This is a genomic window from Streptomyces sp. NPDC002676 (genome assembly GCF_053592455.1).
Map to the genome: position 1 here is coordinate 251,786 of NZ_JBSFVT010000002.1, position 24,778 is coordinate 276,563.

Annotated in this window: 13 protein-coding genes and 1 pseudogene; 7 read left to right on the forward strand and 7 right to left on the reverse strand. The window is 69.6% G+C overall.

Annotated features, from left to right (window positions below; all coding sequences use genetic code 11):
- The first annotated feature begins 1 nt into the window (after position 1).
- Both ACWD3E_RS08225 and ACWD3E_RS08230 read left to right on the forward strand, forming a co-directional pair.
- Positions 2-1,180, forward strand: coding sequence for an MBL fold metallo-hydrolase (locus tag ACWD3E_RS08225; RefSeq protein WP_451386726.1), 1,179 nt, complete (start codon positions 2-4; stop codon positions 1,178-1,180).
- 9 nt (positions 1,181-1,189) lie between these two features.
- Positions 1,190-12,511 (forward strand): LysM peptidoglycan-binding domain-containing protein, encoded by an 11,322-nt coding sequence (locus ACWD3E_RS08230; RefSeq protein WP_451386727.1) that lies wholly within the window; start codon positions 1,190-1,192, stop codon positions 12,509-12,511.
- Positions 12,512-12,554: 43 nt separating this feature from the next.
- Here ACWD3E_RS08230 and ACWD3E_RS08235 read toward each other — a convergent pair whose 3' ends face one another.
- From ACWD3E_RS08235 to ACWD3E_RS08245, 3 genes and pseudogenes are all read right to left on the reverse strand, one after another.
- Positions 12,555-12,923: a hypothetical protein gene (locus ACWD3E_RS08235; RefSeq protein ID WP_451386728.1), complete on the reverse strand. Its 369-nt coding sequence runs from the start codon at positions 12,921-12,923 to the stop codon at positions 12,555-12,557.
- A gap of 123 nt (positions 12,924-13,046) precedes the next feature.
- Positions 13,047-13,271, reverse strand: a complete 225-nt coding sequence (infA, locus tag ACWD3E_RS08240; protein WP_362922832.1) for a translation initiation factor IF-1 — start codon at positions 13,269-13,271, stop codon at positions 13,047-13,049.
- A 56-nt stretch (positions 13,272-13,327) separates the two neighbouring features.
- A pseudogene (locus ACWD3E_RS08245) lies at positions 13,328-13,712 on the reverse strand (GNAT family N-acetyltransferase); the annotation flags it as partial.
- A gap of 222 nt (positions 13,713-13,934) precedes the next feature.
- Here ACWD3E_RS08245 and ACWD3E_RS08250 point away from each other — a divergent pair.
- The 4 genes from ACWD3E_RS08250 to ACWD3E_RS08265 all read left to right on the forward strand — a co-directional run bounded on the left by ACWD3E_RS08250 (position 13,935) and on the right by ACWD3E_RS08265 (position 18,096).
- Positions 13,935-14,534, forward strand: coding sequence for a hypothetical protein (locus ACWD3E_RS08250; protein WP_451386729.1), 600 nt, complete (start codon positions 13,935-13,937; stop codon positions 14,532-14,534).
- 128 nt (positions 14,535-14,662) lie between these two features.
- Complete coding sequence (locus ACWD3E_RS08255; protein WP_451386730.1) at positions 14,663-15,952, forward strand: acyl-CoA dehydrogenase family protein; 1,290 nt, start codon at positions 14,663-14,665, stop codon at positions 15,950-15,952.
- A gap of 85 nt (positions 15,953-16,037) precedes the next feature.
- Complete coding sequence (locus ACWD3E_RS08260; protein WP_451386731.1) at positions 16,038-17,255, forward strand: CaiB/BaiF CoA transferase family protein; 1,218 nt, start codon at positions 16,038-16,040, stop codon at positions 17,253-17,255.
- 61 nt (positions 17,256-17,316) lie between these two features.
- Complete coding sequence (locus ACWD3E_RS08265) at positions 17,317-18,096, forward strand: crotonase/enoyl-CoA hydratase family protein (protein WP_451386732.1); 780 nt, start codon at positions 17,317-17,319, stop codon at positions 18,094-18,096.
- A 75-nt stretch (positions 18,097-18,171) separates the two neighbouring features.
- Here ACWD3E_RS08265 and ACWD3E_RS08270 read toward each other — a convergent pair whose 3' ends face one another.
- From ACWD3E_RS08270 to ACWD3E_RS08285, 4 genes are all read right to left on the reverse strand, one after another.
- Positions 18,172-19,437 (reverse strand): PucR family transcriptional regulator, encoded by a 1,266-nt coding sequence (locus ACWD3E_RS08270; RefSeq protein ID WP_451386733.1) that lies wholly within the window; start codon positions 19,435-19,437, stop codon positions 18,172-18,174.
- Between the two features lie 236 nt (positions 19,438-19,673).
- On the reverse strand, positions 19,674-21,173 hold the full coding sequence (locus tag ACWD3E_RS08275) for a long-chain-fatty-acid--CoA ligase (protein WP_451386734.1): 1,500 nt from the start codon (positions 21,171-21,173) through the stop codon (positions 19,674-19,676).
- Between the two features lie 473 nt (positions 21,174-21,646).
- On the reverse strand, positions 21,647-21,955 hold the full coding sequence (locus ACWD3E_RS08280; RefSeq protein WP_451386735.1) for a tetratricopeptide repeat protein: 309 nt from the start codon (positions 21,953-21,955) through the stop codon (positions 21,647-21,649).
- 482 nt (positions 21,956-22,437) lie between these two features.
- Entirely contained in the window at positions 22,438-23,697 is a 1,260-nt protein-coding gene (locus ACWD3E_RS08285; protein WP_451386736.1) for an MFS transporter, read from the reverse strand.
- A 59-nt stretch (positions 23,698-23,756) separates the two neighbouring features.
- Here ACWD3E_RS08285 and ACWD3E_RS08290 point away from each other — a divergent pair, with 59 nt between their 5' ends.
- Complete coding sequence (locus ACWD3E_RS08290; protein ID WP_451386737.1) at positions 23,757-24,641, forward strand: winged helix-turn-helix transcriptional regulator; 885 nt, start codon at positions 23,757-23,759, stop codon at positions 24,639-24,641.
- Positions 24,642-24,778: the final 137 nt, after the last annotated feature.

Sequence of the window (24,778 nt, forward strand, 5' to 3'; positions counted from 1 at the left end):
CGTGCCGAGTCTGACACTGGTGAAACTGCTGTGGTGCGGTCAGGGCATGACCACCCTCGTCGAGATCTACGACGACGGTGTCGAGAAGCATGCGGCCGACTACCTCGCGCTGATCGACTGTGGCGGCAGCCCCACCTACGGGAAGGATGCCATCAACCTCATCAAGGACAAGGTCGCGAAGAGGACGACAACACCCAAGAAGCTTGATCTGGTCGTCATCTCGCACCAGGACGACGACCACAACGGCCTGCTCGGCGCATTGGGCAAAGAACTGAAGACAATCAACGCCAAAGTGGATAGCGTGCATATCGGTGGACTCTCTTGGATCCAAGGCAACCAGGATACGGTGACCGAATTTCTCACAGCCGTCGATTACCCTGTGTCTGGAGTCAAATTCGATGCGCCGGAACAGAGCAACTATCCTGGCGGGAGCACCGCGCCCACACATTTCGCCGTGCACGGTGACGTAGAATTTCGCCTCCTAATCTCGAACCTGAACGTCCCCGACGTGACAGACGACATCGTGAAGAACGGGTCGTCCGCAGTAGTGGTCGTGGACAACGGGGTCAACACAGTCGTACTTCCTGGCGACGCAACATTCCAGACGATGCACGCGATCAACACGAAACTGGTCGGGAAACAGTTGACGCCCCAGGTCCTGGCGCTCGAGATCCCGCACCACGGCGCGCTGCGCACGGCGGTCGAGAACTATTTCGCCCAGGGTAAGCAGAGGGCAGACTTCACCTGGACGATCGTCGAGGACTTCGCCACCAAGGTGATGAAGCCGAAGAACGTGGGGGCGAGCGCCGGCCCATGGAACACCGACAATCACCCCGTGAAGGAGGTGATCGATGTGTTCGTCGGGACGACTGACCCTGCCACGCTGCACACCTACGTGGCCTTCGTCTTCTTCCAGAAAAAGACCATGGTCCAGTGGGACACCTTGGACATCAGTCGAGCGGTGAATACCACCATCCAGAAGCTGAATGTGAAACAGAAGAAGAGAAAGCGCGGTGCGGCGGCCCCGGCGGTGGGCACCGATTTCCTTGTCGGCCATATCGTGTACCGGCTCTCGGGTGCTCCGGGCCTGCGGCCGGAGGAGATGGTGGAATTCCGCCCGTGCGGGACGTTGAGGACGCACGCGCCGGATGAGGACGTCGTCCAGGCTCCGGAACCCTAGGCAGGCCACATGTCACTCGACGGCATCTACGAGGCGTTTCGAAACGCTGCATCGTCCGGCCGGCTCCGCGGCGACGCACCCGCCGGGCTCGCCGATCTGCTGAGTTCACTCGGCATCGACCAGCTCGAGGTCCGTGACGGCCAGGTGTCCATGGGGCCCGACAGTGTCTGGCTGACGGCCACCACGGAGTATCTCAACACTCCGTGGACCATGCGGCTCACCGGGACTCCGCAGTCCGGGACCGACGTGGCGGCCCTGAGGCTCGAGCTCGGCAGCACGACGGCGACCACGACGTGGACGTTCGAGGGTGCGTTCGGCGAACTGCCGGGCAGCCGCCGCCCCGCCAAGGGCACCACCGGCGGACTCACCCTCGGGGCCGGCGTGCTCGACCCGCTCGTCCTGGAGCAGCCCGCAGTCACAGCCACGAACGTACCGACCGGCACGCGACCGCAGCTGTCCGGCACCCTGCTGATGCGCGGCAGTGTCTCGGTGCCCGGCAGCGACATCCTCGCCGGGTACGTCGACCTCCTGGGCGACCGGCTCTACGTCGACGGTTCCGTGACGTTCCTGGCCGACGCGCCACCGGTCCTCGAACTGCGTGCCGTCGCACCGGGCGTGCGCCTCAAACTCGCCCAGTTGGAGGTCTCCGCGGTCGGTCTGCTGCTGACCACGGACTACCCGGACCCCTGCCCACTGCCCGCCGCGGGGGCGCGCCGCTCGGCAGTCCTGATGTTCGCCGACGTCACCTTGCCGACCAAGCCGGAAGAGATCGTCACCATCAGCGGCCCGCTGGTCTTCGGAGACTACGTCTGGCCGCTGTCCATCGATTTCGCCACCCCGCTCGGGCTGGAACAGGGAATCCAGGCGCTGATCGCGATGACCGGCGCAGAGAGCACGGACTTCACGCTGCCCAGTGGCATCGCGCCGATCGACGTGTTCGGCCTGAAGGGACTCGGCTTCGGCCTCGTGCCGTCTTCCGGCAACCCCGGACCCGGCCTGTCGTACACCACGGTCCGCATCGAGTCGAAGGAGCCCTGGGACCCGCCGGTGCCCTTCCTGACCATCGATCAGGTGGGCACCAGCTGGGTGTTCAGCTTCGATCCGTCCGGCCGGACGCTGGTCACCGGCGCGGTCTTCGGAACGATGCGGTTCGGCGAGAAGAACCGCTCCTCGCTGGGCGCAGCGGGGCCGTACCTTGTAGCGGCGGAACGTGGCGGCCTGACGCGATCCGACCTGGACGACATCGTTGTGGCCGTCCAACTGACGCTGCCCGAGCTGGCGTTCACGGCCACCACCAAGGAGCCGTTCGACATCCCGATCTCTCAGGTGTTCCGCGCCTTCTTCGGCGGTGACGGACCGCCCGTGGGCGCCGGTCTGACCTGCGATTCACTGAACGTCTACGCCTCGCTGCTGCGCAAGGAGTACTCGGCCGCGCTGGCCGTCAGCGGCAACTGGTCCATCGAGGCCGGCAACGTCACCCTCGCCCTGATCGGCTTGCAGATGCAGGTCCAGGTGTCGCAGAACAGCGTCTCCGGTCTGATGGTCGGCAAGGGCGAGATCGCGGTTCCGGACGCTGCGCCGATCCAACTGCTGGCCCAGGCGGAGTACCCGGGCGACGGCGCCTGGATCTTCAGCGCGATGATGGCCGGCGCCGTCGATCTCCCGCGTCTGGTCTACGGCCTGCTGGGCCAGAAGCCGGCCCCGTGGGTGAACGAGATGGCGATCGAACTCGCCGACCTCGGCGTCCGGTTCAGCACCGCACCCGGTAACCCGTACACCGCCTCCGGCACCCTTCGGGTGACGGTCGGCGAGACGCTGCTCGGCATGACCTTGCGGCTGCTGCTGACTGCCGACATCGAGCGCAGCCTGCGCACCACGCCCGCTGACGAGCGCCTGGCGATCGCCCTTCGCGGCACCCCGCTGGTGGACCCGCTGACGGTGCTGACCGGAAGCCTGTCCGGATCCTTCACGCTCAACAAGCTGGAGATCACCGCCTCGGTGTCCATCACCGACGCGGGCAAGGACTACACCTTCCAAGTCGCCTACGGTGAACTCTCCTTGAGCGCGGCGACATCCTGGATCGGCGAGGGGACCGACCGACACCGGATCCTCACCCTCCGCCTCACCGGCACACTCGGCGAGCTGGTCACCTCCCTCGTGTCGCTGGCCAACCCGAACGCGACGTTCCGGCTCGACCCGCCCTGGGACTTCCTCAACAGCATCAACCTCACCGGTCTGGAGCTGACCATCGACCCGACCAAGCAGAGGGTCGCCGTCAAGCACGACCTGAAGCTGGACCTGGGATTCGTCAAGATCCAGTCCGTCGGCCTGAGTTACGACCGCTCGACCGGCACCCCTGCGGTGAACATCGCGCTCGACGCCCAACTGCTCGGGGACAGCGCCGCCAAGCCGCTGACATGGGATCCGGTCACCCAGGCACCGCCCCAACCTGCTGGCCTGGGGCAGAAGTTGTTCTCGCTGCGCTACCTGGGCCTGGGCCAGCACGTCTCGCCGAAGAACCTCACCCAGTACACCAGTATCTCCGCCGTGGTCGACGCGATGGTCGCGGCGATGCGACCGGTCAATCCCGCAGCCGGCAAGCCGCCGATCAACCCGGCGACGATGGTGTTCGACGCGTCCAGCCAGTGGCTGTTCGGCATCGACGCGACGTTGATGGACACGGTCGCGGTCAAGCTGGTGATGCACGACCCGGACCTGTACGGCATCCTGCTGGCGCTGAGCGGTCCGCGGGCGGGCTCGCTCGCCGGGCTGAGCTTCGAGCTGCTGTACAAGAAGGTCACCGACGACATCGGAGTCTTCCACGCCCGGCTGCAGATCCCCGACGCCTACCGGCAGTTGCAGTTCGGCGCGGTGTCCGTGACGCTCGGCGTGATCACCGTGGACATCTTCACCAACGGCAACTTCCGGATCGACCTCGGATTCCCGACGGGTCGCGACTTCACCAACTCGTTCGCGATCGAGGCCGGCGTCTTCAACGGCCGGGGCGGCATCTACTTCGGCGTGCTGAACGGCGCCACCTCCAGCCGGGTTCCGCGCATCACCAACGGGACGTTCAGCCCGGTCCTCGAACTCGGTGTCGGCCTGTCCATCGGCGTCGGACGCACCTTCCAGCGCGGCCCGCTCCAGGCCAGCATGTACGTCAACCTCGTGGTGATCTTCGAGGGCGTGCTGGCGTGGTTCCACCCCGAAGAGGACGGCAGGAGCACCGAGCTCTACTACGCGTGCCGGGGCACGGTCGGCATCGTCGGCCAGCTGTACGCGACGGTCGACTTCAAGGTCGTCCGGCTCGACCTCAACCTGCAGATCTCCGCGATGGCGACCGTCGAGCTGGCCGCGTACCGGGCGACCGTCGTGGCGCTGAAGCTCTCGGTGCGGGCCAGCGCCAGCGTGAAGATCCTTTTCGTCACCGTCTCGTTCTCGTTCTCTCTGACGCTGGAGACCTCGTTCACGATCGGCTCCGACAGCACGCCGCCGTGGCGGCTCGCCCCTGGCGCCGCGCACCGCAGCCTCACGGCCCGCAGAGCACGCGCCTCGTTCGCTACAGCGGAACAGCCGCCGTACCGGCTGCACTTCGACCCGGACGCGCACGTCTTCCCCGACGGCCGGCCGCGGACCGCGGACCTCACGCTCGTCCCCGCCTACACCATCGCGAACGTCCCGGTCGACTGGGACGGCCGGACGCCGCCGTCGAACGACGAGCCCGACTACCGCCTCGTCGTCATGCTGCTCGCCGACAACGCCGTCCCGGTCGACGCGGTCACCATCGCCCACACCGAGCGGCCCGACGTGTCGCGCAACCCGCGCGCGGACACAGCCGCCGACACGTCGTTCAACCGGCTCGCCGACGGCCTGCTGCGCTGGTCCCTCGACGCGCTCGGCGTATCCTCGCCGACGGTCACGCTCGACGAACTGATGGAGCTGGTCGAGCAGTTGGCCCTGGTCGAGGCCGAGAACGACGGCTTCACCTGGACCAACATCCAGGGCTTCCTCACCAACAACATCCACCTCCGGATCAGCGGCACGCCGACGGGTGACACGGCCGACGACGTCTCCGGGACGCCGTTCCCGATGGTCCCGGTACTGAAGTGGACCTCGACCGGCCTGCCCGACCCGGCCGACCGGGACCGCGACTTCGCGACCTACCAGCAGATCGACGCGACGTACGAGGCCGAGGCGGTCGCGTACTTCGCCGAGCTCGACCCGGTCCCGCCGGGCGACCGCGCCTCCTCCCTCGCCGTGGCGGACGAGCCCAGCGCATCGATGGCGACCTTCGTGCTGCGCGACTACCTGCGCATGGTCGCCCGCGCCACCGCGCAGGCCGCCGTGAACCTGCTGACCGCGTTCCCTCACGAGGTGACGGAGAAGGACTCGCTCCACTCCATCGCGGCGAACTTCGGGGCGGTCACCACGCGGTACGAGGTCGCCGCCCGGGACACCGCGGACCAGCTCGCCTCGTCCCTCGGCGTCTCGGCGGCCGAGCTGCTGGCGCTGAACCCCGGCCTGCCGGACCGGCTGACCGCCGCGCAGGCCGGCGACACGCTCACGGTCACGCTGGGCGTCACGGCGCAGTCGATCGCCGTCGCGAACCCCAACTGGCCCGTCGTCGCGGACACCTCGGTCACCCTGGGCACGCTGCCGGTGCAGCTCGGTGCGGGCCAGTCACTCGGTCAACTGGCCCACGCCTACCAGGCCGACCCGGCCGCGCTGCTCGACCACCTGCGCGACGCCACCCCGCTTCTGCGCGCCGGCGCGACCGTGCCGCTGACCGGGTTCGTGCACGCCGGGCTGTCCGTCGACGACACCGCGGCGGTCTTCTACGTCCGGCTGGGGCTGACGCAGCCGGGCGAGGTGCCGCTCGCCGACTGGTACCAGCAGGCGATCGACCGGCTCAACGGCAACCCGGCGCAGCCGCTGCCCCCGACCCTCAAGGTGCCCGACGCCTACCAGAGCACCACCACCATCACCTGGACCACCCTGCCGGGCGACACCGTCCTCGATGTCGCCGCGTACGCCGCGCTGATCCAGAACGTCGTGCCCGGCACGCCGTTCGCCGACTGGCTGGAGGCGGTGCGCACGGCGAACGAGCCGGTGGACCCGGAGGGCGTCCATCTTCCGGCCGACGCCGCGGCCGTGGTCCTGCCGGGCGACACGCTCCGCTCGCTCCAGGACCGGCTCCTGCTCCCCACGGATCGGTTCGACGGCTACGCCGCCGCCGCGGACGCGCTCGTCCCACTGGCCACCGTCGAGGTGCCGGGCGCGGTCGGCACGACGACCGCCGGTCTCACCCTGCTGACGCTGGCCCAGCGGTACGGGCTCGGCCTCGCGGACCTCGCCGAGCGGATGGCCTTCGACACGGGCGTGCTGGCCGCCCAGCCCAAGCAGCGGCTCACCGTGCCCGACGTGCCCGTGATGGCCGTGGACGAGCTCATCGCCGCGATGCACGACGGCCCGGCCATGTCCACAGTGAGCGGCCAGGTCGCGCGGTTCGCGCTGGGCGGGTTGCGTCTGCCCGCGCCGGTCCGGGTCGACGGCGAGTACCACGCCGTCGGGCCGATGACCGGTGGCTACGAGCTGATCGGCCAGCAGGTCACCGGCCCGCCGCCCCCGGCAGGGTCAAAGGACCCGGTCGTGACCATCACCGTCGACAAGGCTGTGCCCGCCGACTGGCTGACCTTCGCCGACTCGGCCGTACACGAGGGCGTGATCCGGCTCGACGCCACCGAGGCCGACAAGGCGGTGATTTCGATCAGCGCCGCCGACCTGCGGGAAAAGTACCCGGCGACCGGGCTGGTGCCCGTCGTCGAGAGCCCTCTCGCGGCCCTGCCGCTTTCGCACGAGATCGGCGCGCGCCACGCCGTCACGCATGTGATCCCGTGGCAGACGACCACCGCCGTCCAGCTACCCACCGAGCCCTCCGGCCCACCCTCGCTGTGGCCGCTGCCGAACGACCTGATCGCGCGCGCCGGGTCGGACCGCAGCACCTCGGAGTTCCTTCTGGAGCAGACGACACCGCAGACCGGCGCGGACGCCCGCTACACGGAGCTCGGCTCCTACGCGTGGGCGACGCTGGTCTCGTTCGCCGTCCGCCGCGTTCCGGGCCTCCCGGGGACGGTCGAGGTGCTCGGCGCTGACACCGCCGACCGGCAGCGGATCGCGCAGCTTCTGGAGTACCTGCGGAGCATCCCCGAGAAGCCGGCGACCGGCGCCTTCCCGCCGGCGCCGCCCGGCGAGCGCCTGCTGCTCACCCTGCTCTGGCAGCTGCCGCCGTCACCCGGCCTCGGCCCGGGTCTGACCTCGACACCACTCGTCGCCGACCGGACCTTCATCGTCCAGACGAACCTGTCCACCGAAACGCGCAGCGGTCCCACGGCCGAAAGCACCACCGCGGGGCAGCACTTCGCGGCCCTCGCCGACTGCGAGCGGTTCCTGACACTGCTGTGGGAGTGCAGCGTCGTCGGCGGTGGCGGCTACTGGATGCAGTACCGCGGCGAAGTGCCCGACTCGATCTTCGACCAGGACGGGCTTGCCCAGCTGTCACTGCTGGTCCAGCTCTCGTCGCAGTGCGGTGCCCAACCGGACCGGCACCTGTTCGCATTCACCAACGTCGCGGTGGTCGGGGACGGGGTGGAGCCGACGTCGGTCGCACTCGCCGCGCGCGCGGTGAACCCGCCCGAGCTGCGGCCCGCCGCCTCGGTCGACCCCGGGCAGGTCGGGTTCACCGCGCGGTTCGCCAACCCGCAGGCCGACGACACCCCGCAGGGCCGACTGCGCCGTCTGTACGGGCTGCTCGGTTTCCAACTGGACCCGAAAACGGGCTTCCGTGGCAGCGGCGAGGGCCGGGCGGTGTCACCGAAGCCGGCGGACGGCACCGACGAACTCGGGTACCTGGTGGCGAGCGAGGCTGCCGAGGAGGTCTGGGACTTGACCCGGATCGTCGACATCAGCCGGTTCGCCGTGGAGCACGGCCCGGCCGTGCCCACGGCACCGCCCCCCGAGGGCAACCCGTACGCCGGCATCACGGCAGGCGCGAAAAGCCAGGTCTCGGTGTGGTTCGAGGACGTGTTCGGCAACCGGTCGGGCAGTCCGGACCAGACCCCCGTGCCCGTCCGCTACACCGACCCGGTCATCGGCGTCGGCGCGTGGCCGTCGACCACCCTCCGCTACACCGTCGAGCCGTCCGGCGTGCTGGCGGACCTCGCCGTCGACGTCGACCTCCAGGCCGTCGCCTACCAGCCGGGCGCGGCCGACCCCGGCAGCGCCGCCGCCGACGCGGCGATGCGCGACCGGGACCGCCTGGTGCCGGTCTACTACCAGGTCATCCAGCCCGACGTCCGGGCCGCGCTGCTCACCTCGCTCCAGCAGAAGCCCGGATCGGAGCCCACCCGGCTCCTCGTCGACGTGGCCGTGCTGACCCGGTACGTCATCGGTGCCCACGCGCTGCTCGACTCGCTCGCAAAGACCGCTTCGGCACCCGCCGCCGACGCCGCGACCCTCGACGGTCTCTGCACCACCTACGGCGTCGGCTTCGACGAGCTGGGCACGGCGAACGCGGGCGCGGCCATCGGCGCCGTGCTCGACGCCGATGAACTCGCGGTACCGGTGAGCGCGGCGTTCCGCAACCAGGACACGATCGCCGGGTTGTGCGCCACGGTCGACCCTTCGCTCGATCCGGCACAGGTGCTGCTCGACGAGGACAACACCGTGCTGCCGCTCAACCCGTCCGCCGAGCTCGTCACCCCGCCGCGCGAGGCGGTGGTGCCGCCCGACTCGCCGCCGGCGGACGAACTCGCGGCGACGCTGCGCTGCACCCTCAGAACGCTCGTGACGGCCAATCAGGACCGCCCGGGGCTGCTCACCCCGGGGTTCGTCTTCGACTGCAACGGTGTCAAGGTCCAGGTCTCGTTCGACCGGCCGGCCAGCGAAGCGACGCTGGCGGGCGTCGAGTCGGCGTTCCGGAACCTCGGTGTCCCGTTCGACGCCGCGCAGGTGGTGTCGCTGAACGCGGACAAGCCGGGCATGTTCCGTGTGGGCGCGTCCCTCTTGGTCACCGGCTACCTGGTCGAGAGCGGCGACACCCTGCGCGACAACCGGGCAGGCCTCACACCCGGCCGGCTCGCGCCGCTGAACACCACGACGGTCGACCTCTTCACCCCGGGCACCTCGGTGTTCCTCACCACGACGCCGACGCCCGTGCCGGCGGGCGACACGCTCGGGCACTTCGCCGCCGTCCACGCCACCACACCGGGCGAACTGCTGCGGCACAACGGCTCGGTCGCCGTCTCGGCCGGCTCTCCCCCGGTCGTGCCCGGAATGTGGGCGTGGCCTTCGGACCCCGACGCTCTGCGGGTGCCGTACACCGTGCGCGAGGACGACTCGCTCGACGGCATCGCCGCGCACTTCCCCGGTGCCGGCCTGGTCGAGGTCAACGCCGGGATGCCCGGAACCATCGCGTCCGGCGTCACCATCACGGTCGGCAGCGAGTCGGTGACGACGGCGGCGCCCGCCTCGTTCGCCGAGGTCTGCGCGCTGTTCAGCCCGCCGGTCGGCCTCGCCGCACTCGCCGCGGCAATCGGTGCGCGGACCGACGTGCTCGCGACCGGAGCGCTGCTGGTCTGCCCGCCCGGCGTGCTCCCCGCGCAGTCCGCAGCGGTCGGAGTGACACCACAGGAGGCCGCCCGGCCGTTCGGCGTCTCCGCGGTCGCGCTGCTCGCCGCGAACGCCGGAACACCGGGCCTGCTGCTGCCGGGGCAGGTGCTGCGCGGGCATCAGGGCGCGGACGGCAGCGCGCCCACCGAGACCACCGCGGCCCGCGACACGCTGACCGCCGTGGTCGCGAGGTTCCGTCGTCGCGGTGTGACGACCGGCATCGAGGCCATCGTCGCGGCGAACGCCGACACCGGATTCCTGCGACCCGGCACGCGCGTGATCGTCCCACCGGCCACCGCCCGCCTCACCGCCCGGCTCGGCACGTCGACGCCGGACGGCGTCCAGTGGTCGTTCCCCGAGCCCGTCTTCCCGGTCACCGTGGCGCTGGACCTCTTCCGCGAGCCCACGCTGGTCGACCCGGCACTCGCCGCGACCGCGACGCGCGAGGCGACCGCCGTCCCCGCCGGCCGCAGCACCGACCCCGCCCAGAACGATGCGCTCACCCTGGCGGCGTTCGCCGAGCAGCTCCAGCGCGCGGTGCCGGTCCTGCGGCTGGCGACGGCGCCGGGCCGGACGTCCGACACCGACGTCTGGGCAGTCGTCTTCGGCACTGGCGGCATCGAGAGCGTCAGCATCCAGCCCCCGCTCGAGGTCGCCGGCACCCTGCAGCCGCGCACCTTTGCGATCCGTCCGCTCACCACCACGCTCATCGCACGCCAGCACGTGTACACCCCCGGGTTCGACGTCCGGACAGGTCTGCTGACCGAGGGGCAGACCCGCGATTACCAGGGCATCGACCTCGAGCTCTGGGCGCAGGGGTTCCTCGCGGACGTGGAGCTGCTGCTGTCGGCCGCGTACGTCCAGGGTGAGTACGAGCTGGGCCGGAACGTGCTCGACGACATCATCGGCATCAAGAAGACACTCGCCGGGGCTGTCGCGGCGGGCCTGGACTACGTCCTCGCCGGGGAGGCGCCGGACGCCGGATCCGATCCCAAGCGCGCGGCGGCTGTCGAACAGCTGCGCCAGGAACTGCTCGTGTCGCTGACCCGCGGCTACGCGACCTCGGCTGTGATCCAGTACGACACCAGCGCGGCCTCCCCGTGGGCCGACCAGTACGCGCGGCTGTCCGGCAACCCGGTCGTCGGCTACGAGAACGTCCCGGCCCATCTGCGCACCGCGACGGTGTCGAACGGCAAGGTCCCGCTCGCCGACGGCGACTCGCAGATCAGCTTCCTGGTCACCGTCCCCGACGTGGCCGCGCACGCCGCGCTCGACCTCACCCTGGACTTCTCCGGCGTCGAGCTGGAGTTCGGGATCGAGCGGGAGATCGAAGGCTACGACCGGTCCGACTGGCTCACCTTCGTCACACCGCTCGCCTCCGGCTCGGTGCCCGCCCTGAACTTCGACCTCGGCGCGCCGCGGGTGCCGATCCCGCTGCGCGCGTACCCGCCGATGCCGATCCTGCTCGACCAGCACGCCGACGTCCCCACCTCCGCCGCCGGGCTCGGCGACGCACTGTACTGGCAGTACCGGTTCTCGGTGCAGCACCAGTCGGCCGAGCAGGACACCGTCGAACTCCGGGTCATCTACAACCAGTTGAGCCGCACGCCCGCCGGCGCACCGGACGACGACCTGTTCGGTGCCCTGGCGCAGTACACCGCGGTCTCCGCTCCGCTGCTCGGCCTGCTCGCCGGGCTGACCGACTGGGAAGGCGCCGACCCCGACAAACGCACCGCCATGACGAACGCGCTGGGCACGTACCGGACGCTCGCCGCCGCCGTCGCGCAGGCCTGGACCGCGCACTGGACAGACGGTCCCGCGCCTATGCGGGTGAGCTCAGCCACGGCGGGTGGACCAGTCCCGCACATCAACCGGTACGCACTCGGTCTCGACGCCGAGAACGGCTGGTACGCGACGCTGCGGCTGACCCGCACGGTGGAGTCCGGCCCAGGCGAGGCGGGCTGGCCGGAGAAAATCGTGTGCGTCACGGCGGCCGGTGAGCGCCACGAGCTCACGCCCGTCGATCCGGAGGTGTGCGGGTGCGCCGACGCCGACCACTGCCGGTGCTACGCGTTCCCCCTCCAGGCGGTCGAGGCGTTCACGCTGCTCACCTTCGAACTCACCTTCCCGCGCGTCCACATCGCGGCCTACCAGAGCGCGTCGGCCAGCGCCCAGGTCACCCGCAACGCGCAACTGCTCGGCGAGGGCTGGCCGGACACCGTGCCGTCCTTCGTCTACCGGACGCCGGAGGTCGGCTACTCCGAGCCGGTCGTACCGTTCATCGACCTCACCGGCGCCATCACCATCGGCCCCTGGGGTCCGCCCGACCACAATCCGCTCGCGCCGATGTTCGACACCGTCTTCGACGGCGACCCGGCCGGCCGGACGATCGCGATCGGCGCGCGGTACGAGTACACCCTCGTCCCGTCCGACCAGCCGGTGTCGGCGCTGCTGCCGGTCGTCCAGTCGACCGTGGGAACGTACGGCTCGGCAACGGTCCCGACTCTCACGCAGGCACTCGTCGAGTGGAGCGAGCGCGAGCAGCCCGCGACGGAGGGCGGGGCCTGGGCCTTCCGGCTCAGCCTCTACTCCTCCGTCGACCCGTCACTTCAACGGCCCGTGCTGCAGCTCAAGCACCTGTCGTCCGAGCTCCGCGGCCGCTGAGTCCATGGCAGGCCACGTGCCAGGCTGAAATGGTGGCCCTGGATCAGGAGACCCGCTTCAGCTGCCATGCATTGTTGTTGAAGCTGGGGGTCGACGAGTAGACGCAGCTGCTGCTGTAGTACGAGTTGGTCTGGACCCAGCCCGCAGGCTGGTAAGTGGAGGCGCAGGCCTGGACCACGGTGCCGACGGGCAGTCCGGTGAGCTGCTTTATCTGCTTGATGTTCGGGCTGAAGCTCTGCGTGCCGCAGCTGATGCTGTAGCCCCAGCTGACGTCGACGTAGCCAGTCGGGGTGAGAACACTCGCGCAGGAAGTGGTGACGTCACCGGGGGCGGCGTGGGCGGGCGCGGCGGTCAGGGCGAACATCGCTGCGGCGCCGACGAGGGCCATACCAGTGGTGCGAAGGTGAGTCATCGGTCGTGGCTCCTTTTGATCGCGGACGGTCGGTTAGGCCTCGAAGGCATTCCTACGGGTTGACAATCGGATCCAGATAGGGACTTTCAAGCCTAAAGATCCACCAGCCGCCGGCTCCTACCGCTACGCCCTGTACCGGTAGCGGATCCGGCCGCGGGTGAGGTCGTAGGGGCTGAGTTCCACGAGCACCCGGTCGTACGGGAGGATCTTGATGTAGTTCTTCCGGATCTTCCCGCTGATGTGGGCGAGCACCGTGTGCCCGTTCTGGAGCTCCACCTTGAAGGTGGCATTGCGCAGGCACTCGATGACAGTGCCTTCGACTTCTACGCCCCCTGCTGCTTTTGTCACGTTCTCTCACTTCTCGTTCTGTGACGGTGTATTTGGTAGGACTCGTTCACCTCGGGCCGGACGGCGATCAGCCCGATCCGTGGCTGCCGGGTCAGCGGCGACACCCGGACCAGTCCCGCGTACTCGTCGAAGTGCCGCGCCACCGCGTACTTCGACGGGTCGAGGACGGTGGTCCCCGCTGGGCGGATGATGCGGTCCAGGGCACGCAGCGGGCCCTCCTCCGCCTCACCAAAGGGCACGATCGTCACGCCTGCCGGGGCCGCACCGATCCGAGCCCGTCGCGTCTGCGGTGCGGTCGAAGGCCGCGCCGTGCCACGCGTCGATGCTGATGAAGAGCCGCCCGTCGGGTCGTCGCGACGCGTCGCCGCGGCCGACCGTCCGGTCGTCCTCCACGGCGTGCCACTGCGGGAATGCACAAAGTTCACAGATGTTGCCTCTCAGGAGTGCCTTGTCCGAGGCGCTCCCGGCGACACCTGCGTCAATCGCCCACCGTGCCGAAAAGGGGGAGCACCCACACGGATACAGCCTTCATGGGGCTCACCTCCTCGCGTTGTCTCACGGCTGCCCAGACGGTACCAACGGAGGCCGGCCGGCCCAACCCATTTGAATCCGGCCGGGGATCATCGATCGTGGGATGATCACAAACGGCTTCAAGGGGGGTCTGTGGATCTCGGCTCAGTGATCGTCGCTGTGGCAGGTGTGGCCGGCACGCTGGGTGGATCGTTTCTCACCCAACGAGCCGCCGAACGGGCAAAACGTCGGGAGATAGAGCTGATCCGCGACCACGACGAGGCTCGCGAGAACCTGCTCCTCCGACGCACCTGCTACGTGGAACTCAACCGGGACGCCCGTCAGTTCACCACAGCGCTCAACCACCATCTGCATGTCATGAGGGAACGCAGCATCGAGGAAGCCGACAAGAGCGCACTCGATGAAGCAAAGAGGATCCATCGCGATCGGTACTCCGAAGCACAGATGATCGCCCCCGGCGAGGTACTCGCCCGTGCCAGTGCGGTCAATCAAGCCCTGAACAAGGTCTACGGCCAGGTCAAGCGCCTCGAACGCGGAGAGCACGCGCCCGGGGAGACACCGACCACTGCGGCCCAGGCCCAGGCGGAGATCTGGGACATGCTCCGGGCCATGAGGAGCGCTATGCGCCATGACCTTGGAGTGCACTCACAGAGTGACGATGAGACCACGCTTCTACCCGCGCGGTTCCCACCGGACTCGGCGTCTGCACATACCAGGGCAAACAGGCCATGAGTATCAATTTTCACCCGAAGTTGGTGCTCTGGGCCTAATGCCCGTCGTGCGGTCGACTCCTAGCGTCGTCTTCAGGGACGCGCGATCAGACGCGATCCGATCTCCGCAGCCCGGAAGGAACGCAGCACATGAACGCGACACACGGCATGGCGGAAGGCATCGGCGAGGGCGTCCTGGGCGCTGTGGGCCCGAACGGGAACGGGCAGGTGGTGCAGCCGCCGGTGCTGGGCGGTCCCGAGCACTCCGACTACTACCTGCTGGGGGATCTCCTCACGGACGAGCAGCAGCGGCTCCGGCACGAGGTGCGGGACTTCATGGACCGGGAGGTCATTCCGGTGATCAACCCGTACTGGGAGCGTGCCGAGTTCCCGCACGAGCTGGTGCCCAAGCTGGCGGAGCTGGGTATCGCGGGCTTCCAGATTCCGGGCTACGGCTGCCCGGGGATGAGCAATGTGACGGCCGGGATCGTGATCCTGGAGCTGGCCCGCGGCGACCTGAGCATGTCCACGTTCATGGGGGTCCACTCGGCCCTGGCCATGACCTCCATCGCCCTGCTGGGCTCGGAGGAACAGAAGCAGCGGCTCCTGCCCCCGATGGCGCGGATGGAGAAGATCGGCGCCTTCGGCCTGACCGAGCCCGCGCACGGCACCGACGTGGTCAAGCTCCAGACGGAAGCCCGCCGGGACGGTGACTCCTACGTGCTGAACGGGTACAAGCGGTGGATCGGCAACGCCACCTTCGCCGACCACGTCATCATCTGGGCCCGCGGGGACGACGGGCACGTGGGCGGTTACATCGTCGAGAAGGGCACGCCCGGGTTCGACGCCCAGGCCATCGGGGGCAAGACGGCGCTGCGCTGCGTGCAGAACGCCCAGATCTCCATGAAGGACGTCCGGGTTCCGGCCGAGAACAAGCTGGCCGGCGGCAAGACCTTCCGGGACACCGAGGAGGTCCTGCTGGCCTCGCGGTACTGCGTGGCCTGGGAGTCGATCGGCGCGGCCGTCGCGGGCTACGAGACCGCCCTGGCGTACGCCAAGGAGCGCAAGCAGTTCGGTATGCCGCTGGCCGCCTTCCAGCTCATCCAGTACCGGCTGGCACGGATGCTGGCGGACATCACCGACATGGTGTGCATGCAGTTCCGGCTCGCTCAGCTGATGGACGAGGGCAAGTACTCGATGCCGCGGGTGGCCCTGGCCAAGATGCACTACACCGAACGGGCTCGGGCCATCCTCTCCGACGCCCGCGACATGCTCGGCGGCAACGGGATCATCCTCGACTACCACGTGGCCCGGCACCTGTGCGACATCGAGGCCATCGACACCTACGAGGGCACCGACACGGTTCAAGCGCTGATCGTCGGCCGTGACATCACCGGATACAACGCCTTCGCACCCGCGGCGCCGGCGCCGGCCCACTGACTCGCCCGGCCGTCGCACCGGCGCTCCGGCCCGCCGGGGGTGGCCGGCGGCGTCGCGCGCGAGCCGTGCCGAGAAAGGATCCGTCATGGCGGACACACCTCTGCTGGAGGGACTCCACGTCGTGGATATCGCCAGCTTCATCGCCGGTCCCGCCGCGGCCACGATGCTCGGCGACTTCGGCGCCGATGTCGTCAAGGTGGAACCACCCCACACCGGCGACGCCTATCGCGCGCTCAGCCGCGTCCCTCCCAACCCCCGCGTCGACGGGGTCAACTACCCCTGGCAGCTGGACAACCGCAACAAGCGCAGCATCGCCCTCAACCTCAAGTCGCCCGGCGCCAGACCCGTACTGGAGCGGTTGGTGAAGTGGGCCGACGTGCTGGTCACCAACTTCCCGCCCCGCACCCGGGCCAAGCTGGGCCTGGACTACGACGACCTGGCCCCCCTCAACCCCCGGCTCGTCTACGCCGACGTCACCGGCTTCGGCGAGGAGGGCCCGGACGCCCACCTGCCCGGCTTCGACGTGACCGCGTACTGGGCGCGCAGCGGCCTGATGGACTACACGCGCCAGCGCGACGGGGCACCCGCGATGCCGGTGTTCGGATCGGGCGACCACCCGACGGCCGTCTCCCTGTACGCCGGCATCATGACCGCGCTGTACCGGCGGGAGAAGACCGGCGAGGGCGCCCGTGTCACGGCGTCGCTGATCGCCGAGGGCGCCTGGGCGGCCGGCATGTGGCTCCAGGCCGCGCTCGTCGGCGGCAAGGCCCCCCGGCCCGTCGACCGGACCGACCCGCCGAACGCGCTCGCCAGCGCCTACCGCACGGCGGACGACCGCTGGCTGCTGCTGGCCTTCGCCAATGAGGACAAACAGGTTCCCCTGTTCCTCCAGGCCATCGGTCACCCCGAGGCGGCGCAGAACCCGGACTACGCCGACACCCCGAGCCGCCGCGCCCACTCGGCCGAGATCGCCGCCCTGCTCGACAAGAACTTCGCGACCCGGACCCTCGCCGAATGGCGCGAGCTGCTCGACGCCGCCGGCCTCACCTACGGAGTCGCCCAGACGATCGAGGAGTTCGCCCGCGATCCCCAGCTCACGGCCAACCGCATCCTCGTCCCCATCGAGGACGGCAGCCCCGAACCGCGCCTGACCGTCGACAGTCCCGTACGACTGGACCAGGAGCGGAAGGTCCCGCCGCGCCCCGCCCCCGACCTGGGCGAACACACCGACGCGGTGCTCCACGACCTCGGCTACGACGACGCCGCTGTCGCCGAGCTGCGTGGTTCGGAGGTGGTCGGCTGAGGGCGCGGGTCGGAAGGGAACGACACGGGGGGCACGGGGAAGGAAGAAGGGAACCGGCATCATGACCGAGGTTTCGGGCACCCCCGCGGTGCGCACCGAGCAGCGAGGCGGCGTCTTCGTGATCACCATCGACCGGCCGGTGGCCCGCAACGCCATCGACGGCGCCACCGCGCGGGCGCTGGCCGCCGCCATCGACGAACTCGAGTCACGCGACGAACTTCTGGTCGGCATCCTCACCGGAGCCGGCGGCGTCTTCAGCGCCGGCATGGACCTCAAGGCCTTCGCGCGAGGAGACACCCCTGTCGTAGAAGGACGGGGCTTCGCGGGCATCACCCGCATCGACATCAAGACCCCGCTCATCGCCGCCGTCGAGGGCTACGCGCTGGGCGGCGGCACCGAGATGGCCCTCGCCTGCGACATGATCGTCGCCGCCCGGGACGCCATCTTCGGCCAGACCGAGGTCCACTACGGCATCGTGCCCCCCGAAGGCGGCATGGTGCGCCTGCCCGAGCGCATCCCCCGCAACATCGCCCTGGAACTCCTGCTCACCGGCGACCCGCTGCCCGCCCCGCGCGCGGAGCAGCTCGGCCTCGTCAACCACCTCACCGAGCCGGGCGCGGCACTCACCCAGGCCATCGAGCTCGCCAACCGCGTCGCGCACAACGCCCCGCTGGCCATCGCCGCCGTCAAACGCGTGGTCAACGAGCGGACAGCCTTCCGCGACCAGGACGCCCTGCGCGAGCAGGACCAGTTCGTCGAACCCGTGCTCGCCTCCCTGGACGCGAGGGAAGGCGCCCTCGCCTTCGCGCAGAAACGCCCACCCCACTGGCAGGGCCGCTGACGTATGCCCCATGTCCGGCGGACCCCAACTCGACGATGCCACCGCGCGGGACGCGGCGCAGTCATGACGAATGAGTTATTCGGGCTGGGGGTTCTTCCTGAGCAGCACCGAGCCCAAGTGCTCGACGGCGAGCAACGCGACGTCCAGATCGGTGCGCCGTTCCTGGACCGTGTGTCCCATGGTCTCCTCGGCCTTGCGGATGCGGTACTGCACCGTGTTCCTGTGCAGAATCTGCCTGCTTGCGGCGGCGGTGTAACTGCAGCCAGTATCGAGGAAGACCCGCAACGTCTCCCGCAACCGTGCGGAAGGCTCGTCGTCGTCGGCCAACGGCCCGAGTACGCTCCACACCCACATGCGCAGGTCGTCGATGTCCGCACTCATCATGGCGATCGGAGCGACCCGAGCATAGGTCGTGCAGCGGCAGTCGGCCATCGCGGCAAGCTCCTGTATGCGCAGGGCCTGACGGTGCGTACGGCGGAATCCCTCGATGCCCGGCTCCACGCTCCCGGCGCCGACCCGCACGGAAGGATCGGCGTCCTCGACCGCACTCGACAGCCGTGTCCAGGAAACGCAGCCGCGTGAGCCCAACGGCAGCCAGGCCCAGGCCGCAGTTCCGCCCTGCGGGACGAACAGCGGCCTGGCGGGGCAGTGGAGCTTCCGCGCGAGGTCGCTGGTGAACCGGTCGAGGCGGGCCACTTCGGCACTGTCGTGTGCGGACGCGGGCAGCCAGGCCACCAGCCCCAGGTGGTGCTGGCGCAGCCGGTAGCCGAGGGCCGACTCGGCCTGATCGAGGTCGACTTCCCGCTCGGCGAGTATGTCGCGCACGCGTGCTGTCGTCCGCCCGGCGCACTCGTACGGCAGCCAGAGGTCCCGTTCCCGTTGGTGGACCTCGACGACCTGCTCGGTGATCCGGTCGATGTAGTCGAAGCTCAGCGCCAGCATGCGCGAGGTGGTCGCGGCGGAGGTCTCCTCGTCGCCGCACTGGCGATGAAGTTCCTCGAAACACGCCTGCAGGAACAGCCGGTGCCCGATTCTGTAGGCCCTGATCAGCGCATGGACGGGAGTATCGCGCTGGGCCAGTCTCCTGGCGTATTCGTGGGCCGCCGCAGGTGCTTCGACGGTGTCCAGCGGCAGGTCGTACTCGAAGACGTCCAGCAGTGTCGCGACATTCGCTGTCATGCTGGCCTGCAGGAGCCCGACGACGCTGCCGTCGCCCCTGAGCGGCCCGATTTCGGACATCAGATGTTCCCGGATGCCGCAGCCGATGTCGGACAGGCGCGACCTCATGTTCGCCGCGACCACGGACAGCAGCTTCTCGGTCTCGGGAATGGCCCCTGCCATGTCTGTGAGCCCGTCTCACCGACCGCGTCACCCGGTCTCGTCGGGCATCACCGCGTTGTTGATGTAGTCCGGTTCGAACGTCGGCGGCAGCATCCCGACCGCTACACCCTGCGTGCTCATGTCGGTTTCCCTTCGACTGCGATGGCGGATTCCGCAGAAAAGGCGTGGGCAAGCCATGAGCTTCTTTCAGGGGACCACACGCCATCGGGAAGCGCAGCTCGGAACTGCGAACCCCCTCACTGGCTCCCCGGCTCTGCCGGTGGCACGATCTCCCGCTTGAGGATCTTTCCCGTGGGTCCCTTGGGCAGCGCGTCCGCGATCCACACCTTGCGCGGATACATGTAGGCGGCGACCCGGCTCTTGACGTATTCGCGCAGCTCCTCGGCGCTTGTTCGGGTGCCCGGCTTGAGAACGACCGCCGCCCCGACCTCCTCACCGAGGTCGGGGTCGGGCAGGCCGATGACCGCGGCCTCGGCGACCGCCGGATGCTCGTACAGCACATTTTCGATTTCGCGGGGGTACACGTTGTTTCCACCGCGGATGATCATGTCCTTCGACCGTCCGACGATCCAGAAGTATCCGTCCTTGTCGACCCGGCCGAGGTCCCCCGTGTGGAACCAGCCGTCCCGGATGGCGGCGGCGGTCTCCCCGGGGCGCTGCCAGTACCCCTTCATCACGTTGTGCCCGCGGATCGCGATCTCGCCGACTTCCCCCTGCGGCACGTCCTTCCCGTCGTCGACCACCCGCATCTCGACGCCCCGGATCGGGGTGCCGACCGAACCGGGCCGTGGTCCGGCCTGCAGGGTGTTGAACGAGGTGACGGGCGACGTCTCCGACAGTCCGTATCCTTCGAGCACGACGCAGTGGAACGCGTCCTGGAATTCGTGCAGCACCTGGACCGGCATCGCCGCGCCGCCGGACAGGGACAGCCGCAGCCGGGACACGTCGTAGGCGTTGTGGTCGGGCTGCCCCAGCAGCCTGCTGAAGATCGTCGGCACTCCGGCGAAGACGGTCACGCCGTGACCGGCGAGCATCGCCAGTGTCTTTTCGGCGTCGAAACGCGGCAGCAACGTGACGCATGCGCCGGAGGCGATGGTGGCGTTGAGGGCGCAGGTCTGTCCGAAGGCGTGGAACAGCGGCAGCCCACCGAAGATCACATCGTCTGGAGTGAGCTGGAGCAGCTCGTTGGCCACGAGGTCGCAGTTGCGGGTGAGGTTGGCGTGGGTCAGTTCGGCGCCCTTCGGCTCACCTGTGGTTCCCGAGGTGTAGAGCACCACGGCGGTGTCGTCCTCGTGCCGGTCGGCCACGTCGTCGGCGGACGGTCCGGGTGCAGGGAGCTCGTCGAATCCGCCGGCGTCGACGATGACCGCCTCGGCACCGGTCTGCTGGGCGCCGGCCCGCGCCTCGTCGGCGAATTCGTGCCAGGCGAACAACAGCCGGGCCTGTGAGTCGCCGAGGTAGTAGGCGACCTCCCGGGACTTCAGCAGAGGATTCATGGGAACGACGATGCCTCCGGCCCGGAGCACTCCGAAGTAGGCGACCGCGAACTCCGGGACGTCCGGCAGCATGATCCCGACTCGGTCTCCCGGTCTCACGCCGCGCTCACGCAGCAGTTCGGCCATACGGGCGCTTCGCTGGTCGAGCGTCCTGTACGTGACGAAGTCGTCCCCGAGCCGCAGCGCGGCGCGGTCCGGGTGAGACCGGGCGCTGTTCACCACATGCGATGCGAGGTTCATGCAGGATCCACTCCTCAGCGCCCTGGGCCTTCGGCCATGCAGCCCCAGAGGGATAGGGAGAGCTCTCCTCAGGGCGACGCTACGCCGCGGTACCGGCGTCACGCCACCGCACAGCGATACCGGCGAGACCTGGTCGCCTGCTGCCGCGTGTGGATAATGCCTCCCGTGACTACAGACATGGCCCACCCGAGATGGTGGTCCGCGCTTCGAGGCTTCGCTCTCTTCTTCGTTGCCGGGGCGCTCGGCTCCCTCGTCTACGGGGCGATGACGCATCGTCCTGGTGGGATGCCATTGGGCGGGTTGCTGCTCGGGGCGACCGTGTGCGCAATGCTCAGCGCCCTGTCGCCGGGCCGGCGTCGACGCTGAGTTGCCTTGTCTCCTGCGGCCCGGAGACCTCGGCTTCACCGAGGCGGTCGCCCAGCGATCGGAACAGGGTCAGCGCCTGCTCGGTCAGGTCGACCGCCGCCTGATGGTCACCGGTCGGGCGCCGCACCCGTCCCAGGTCCCGCAGAGTTCCCCGTCATGCGCCGGACCCGGCCCAGATCACGCAACGTGTTGGCTTCGCCGAGGCGTTCCCCGAGGGACCGGTAGAGGACCAGCGACTGCTCCGCCTGGTCGATCGCCGCGGGATAGTCCCCCGTCACGCGCCGCATCCAGCCCAGACCCCGCAGGGCGTTGGCCTCTCCCAGACGGTCGCCGAGGAGGCGTGCGGCCTCGATGCCGGTCCTGAGCAGGGAGATGCCCTGATGCCAAGGGCCTTTCAGGCGAAGGAAGATGTTCATGGCGACGGCGAAGCGGACGACGTCCGAGTGCCGTGCGTGCGCCGTGGCGTACTGGGTGCAGGCGAGGAAGTTCTGGTCTGGTGGAGGTCCCGTCCGGCCATGTACACGCGGGACTGGCCGTGGGCATTCCCCTCCATGTGCCTCCAGGTCGGATCCGACGTCGCCGGCCCGGTCCGGACGTCGGCTCCGCCACCACTCCACCACCGCGGCCCGGGCCTGCTGTCAGCCGTCCGTTGCCATCGCGCTCACAAGGGCGCTTCCTGCTGCCAGGGTGATCGGATCCATCCCGCTCCCGCCTCGAAAAGGCACCGCCGTAAGGACGGTAACCGCGGGAAGCCTCGAACTATGAGCCCTTTGCGCAAGATCATGTGGGACCCGGCCAACGGCATGCCGGTCTGCGGAAAGGTGAGGGAATGTCGGAGCGCAACGGGTGGCCATACAGGCTGTAGCGCTCTCCCTCGGCTCGCACCCGCGGCACCCGTTCACTCGAGCTCGCGCATCCGGCGGATCGGGCTCGCGAGGAGGATCGCCGGGCTGACCGTGGAGAGTACGGCCATGAGTGCGAAGGAGGCGCGGGTTCCCCACAGGGCGGCGACACCTCCCGCGGCCAGCGCGCCGAAGGGGACCGCGCCCCAGGAGATGAAGCGGACCGTCGCCATCACGCGCGGGAGCAGTTCCGGGGGTGTGGCGGTCTGCCGGTAGGTGCGGGTGACGATGCTCGTCACCACCACGGCCGCGGCGAAACCGGCGTACCCGAGGGCGAACAGGCCGAGTGCCATGGAGTGACCGGCCAGCGGCATCAGGGCCGCGAAGCACGGGGAGACCACCGCGGCCCAGCGCAGTGCCCGGCCGCTGCCCAGGCGTGCGACGATCCGGGGCGTCAGCGCCGCACCGACCAGGGTGCCGACGCCCTCGGCCGCGATGAGTATCCCGACCAGGGCGGGCGGCGCGTCGAGGGTGCGGACCAGGAAGACCGGGGTGAGCGCCATCATGCCGCCGATGACGAAGTTGACGGCGGTCGCGTCCGCCGTACAGGGGCCGATGACGGGGTGGCGGGTGACGTACCGCCAGCCCTCGCGGATCATCTCGCCCATGCCGCGGCGCGGGCCCTCCTGGGCGGGGTGCGCAACCTGCGGCAGGCTGCCCATGAGTGCGGCCGAGACGAGGTAGCTCACCGCGTCGACCACGATCGACGTCGCCGCGCCGAGCAGTTGGACCAGCACGCCGCCGAGGGACGGGCCACCGAGTTGGGTCGCCGCCCTGGTCCCCGAGGTGAGGCTGTTCCGGGCGGTGAGCTCCTCCTTGCTGACGATGGAGGGCAGGAAGGTCGAGTTGCCGACGTCGAAGACTACGGAGGCCAACCCGACCACCAGGGCCACGACGATCAGCTGAGCCAGGCCCAGGACGCCGAGCGCGGCGGCCACCGGCACCGAGGCCACCGCAGCGGCCCGGACCAGATCCATCGCCACCTGCGTCCCGCGCAACGGCAGGCGATGCACGAGGACTCCGGCCGGGAGGCCGACCAGGAGCCAGGCAGCGAAGGAGGCGGCCGTGATCAGGCTGGCCTCGAACGCCGAGGCGTGCAGCACCAGTACAGCGAGCAACGGCAGGGCCACCCCCGTCACGGCGTCGCCGATCCCGCTCACCGTGGACGCACCCCAGTACCGCCAGAACGCCGCCGCGCGCGACGCGCTGTCCGGCTGCTTCTCCTTCTCTCCCCGCCCGTGCACCGCCGTCGTCATGCCCGCCCCCTGCGACCGTCGAGTGAGTCTCTTTAGGGAACTGACTATACTCATGGATCATGCGATACACAGAGCTCGGCGACCCGGACTGCGCGATCGCGCAGTCGCTGACGGTGGTCGGTGACCCGTGGACGCTGCTGCTCATCCGCGATGTCGCGGGCGGCACGCACCAGTTCGACGCGCTCCGGGACGGACTCGGCATCAGTCGCAAGGTACTGACAGAGCGTCTGAAAGCCCTTGTCGCGGACGGGGTACTGGAGAAGCGTCTCTACAGCCCACGCCCTCCCCGGTACGAGTACCACCTGACGCCGGCCGGGCGCGGCCTGCTACCGGTCCTCGTCGCCCTCCAGGACTGGGGCGCCCGCCATGTCATGGGCGACGGCATCCTCTCGGCCACCAGCGCGACCGACTCCGCCGAGACCCGACGCGTGCACGCCCTGGTGGGGCGTCGGCTCCCCGAGCTCGAACTCGCCGGCCCGGAAGGCGTGCCGGTCGACCCGGTCTCCACGGACCGGGCCTGGACGGTCCTCTACTGCTTCCCCGGTGCCTACGCACCCGGCGGGCACGACTACCCGCCCGGCTGGGGCCAGATCCCGGGCGCCCGCGGCTGCACGCTGGAGTCGTGCACCTATCGCGACCGGATGGCGGCCTTCGCCGAGCGCGACGTGGCGGTGCTCGGAGTCAGCACGCAGCGCCCCGACCAGCTCGCCGCTTTCGCGGAGCACGAGCGGATCGCCTTCCCGCTCCTGTCCGACGCCGACCTCCAGCTGGCCGCAGCGCTGCGGCTGCCCACCTTCCGCGCAGCGGGCGTGGACCGGCTCAAGCGGCTCACCCTCGTCCTCGACTCCTCCCGCACGGTGCGCGGCGTGCTGTACCCGCTCGACGACCCGGCGGGTTCCGTCGACGACGCCCTGGCGCTCGTCGACTCGCTGACCGGGGCGTGACAGCTCAGCGCGCCGAGACGCGGAAGCAGGGGGCGGGGTCGGGAAGAGCCCGGTCCTGCTCGGCCCCCAGCGCCGTCCTGGCCGGCGCCCTCGTCCTCGCCGCGGTCGTGCCTGACGTGAGGGAAGGCGGGATCGGT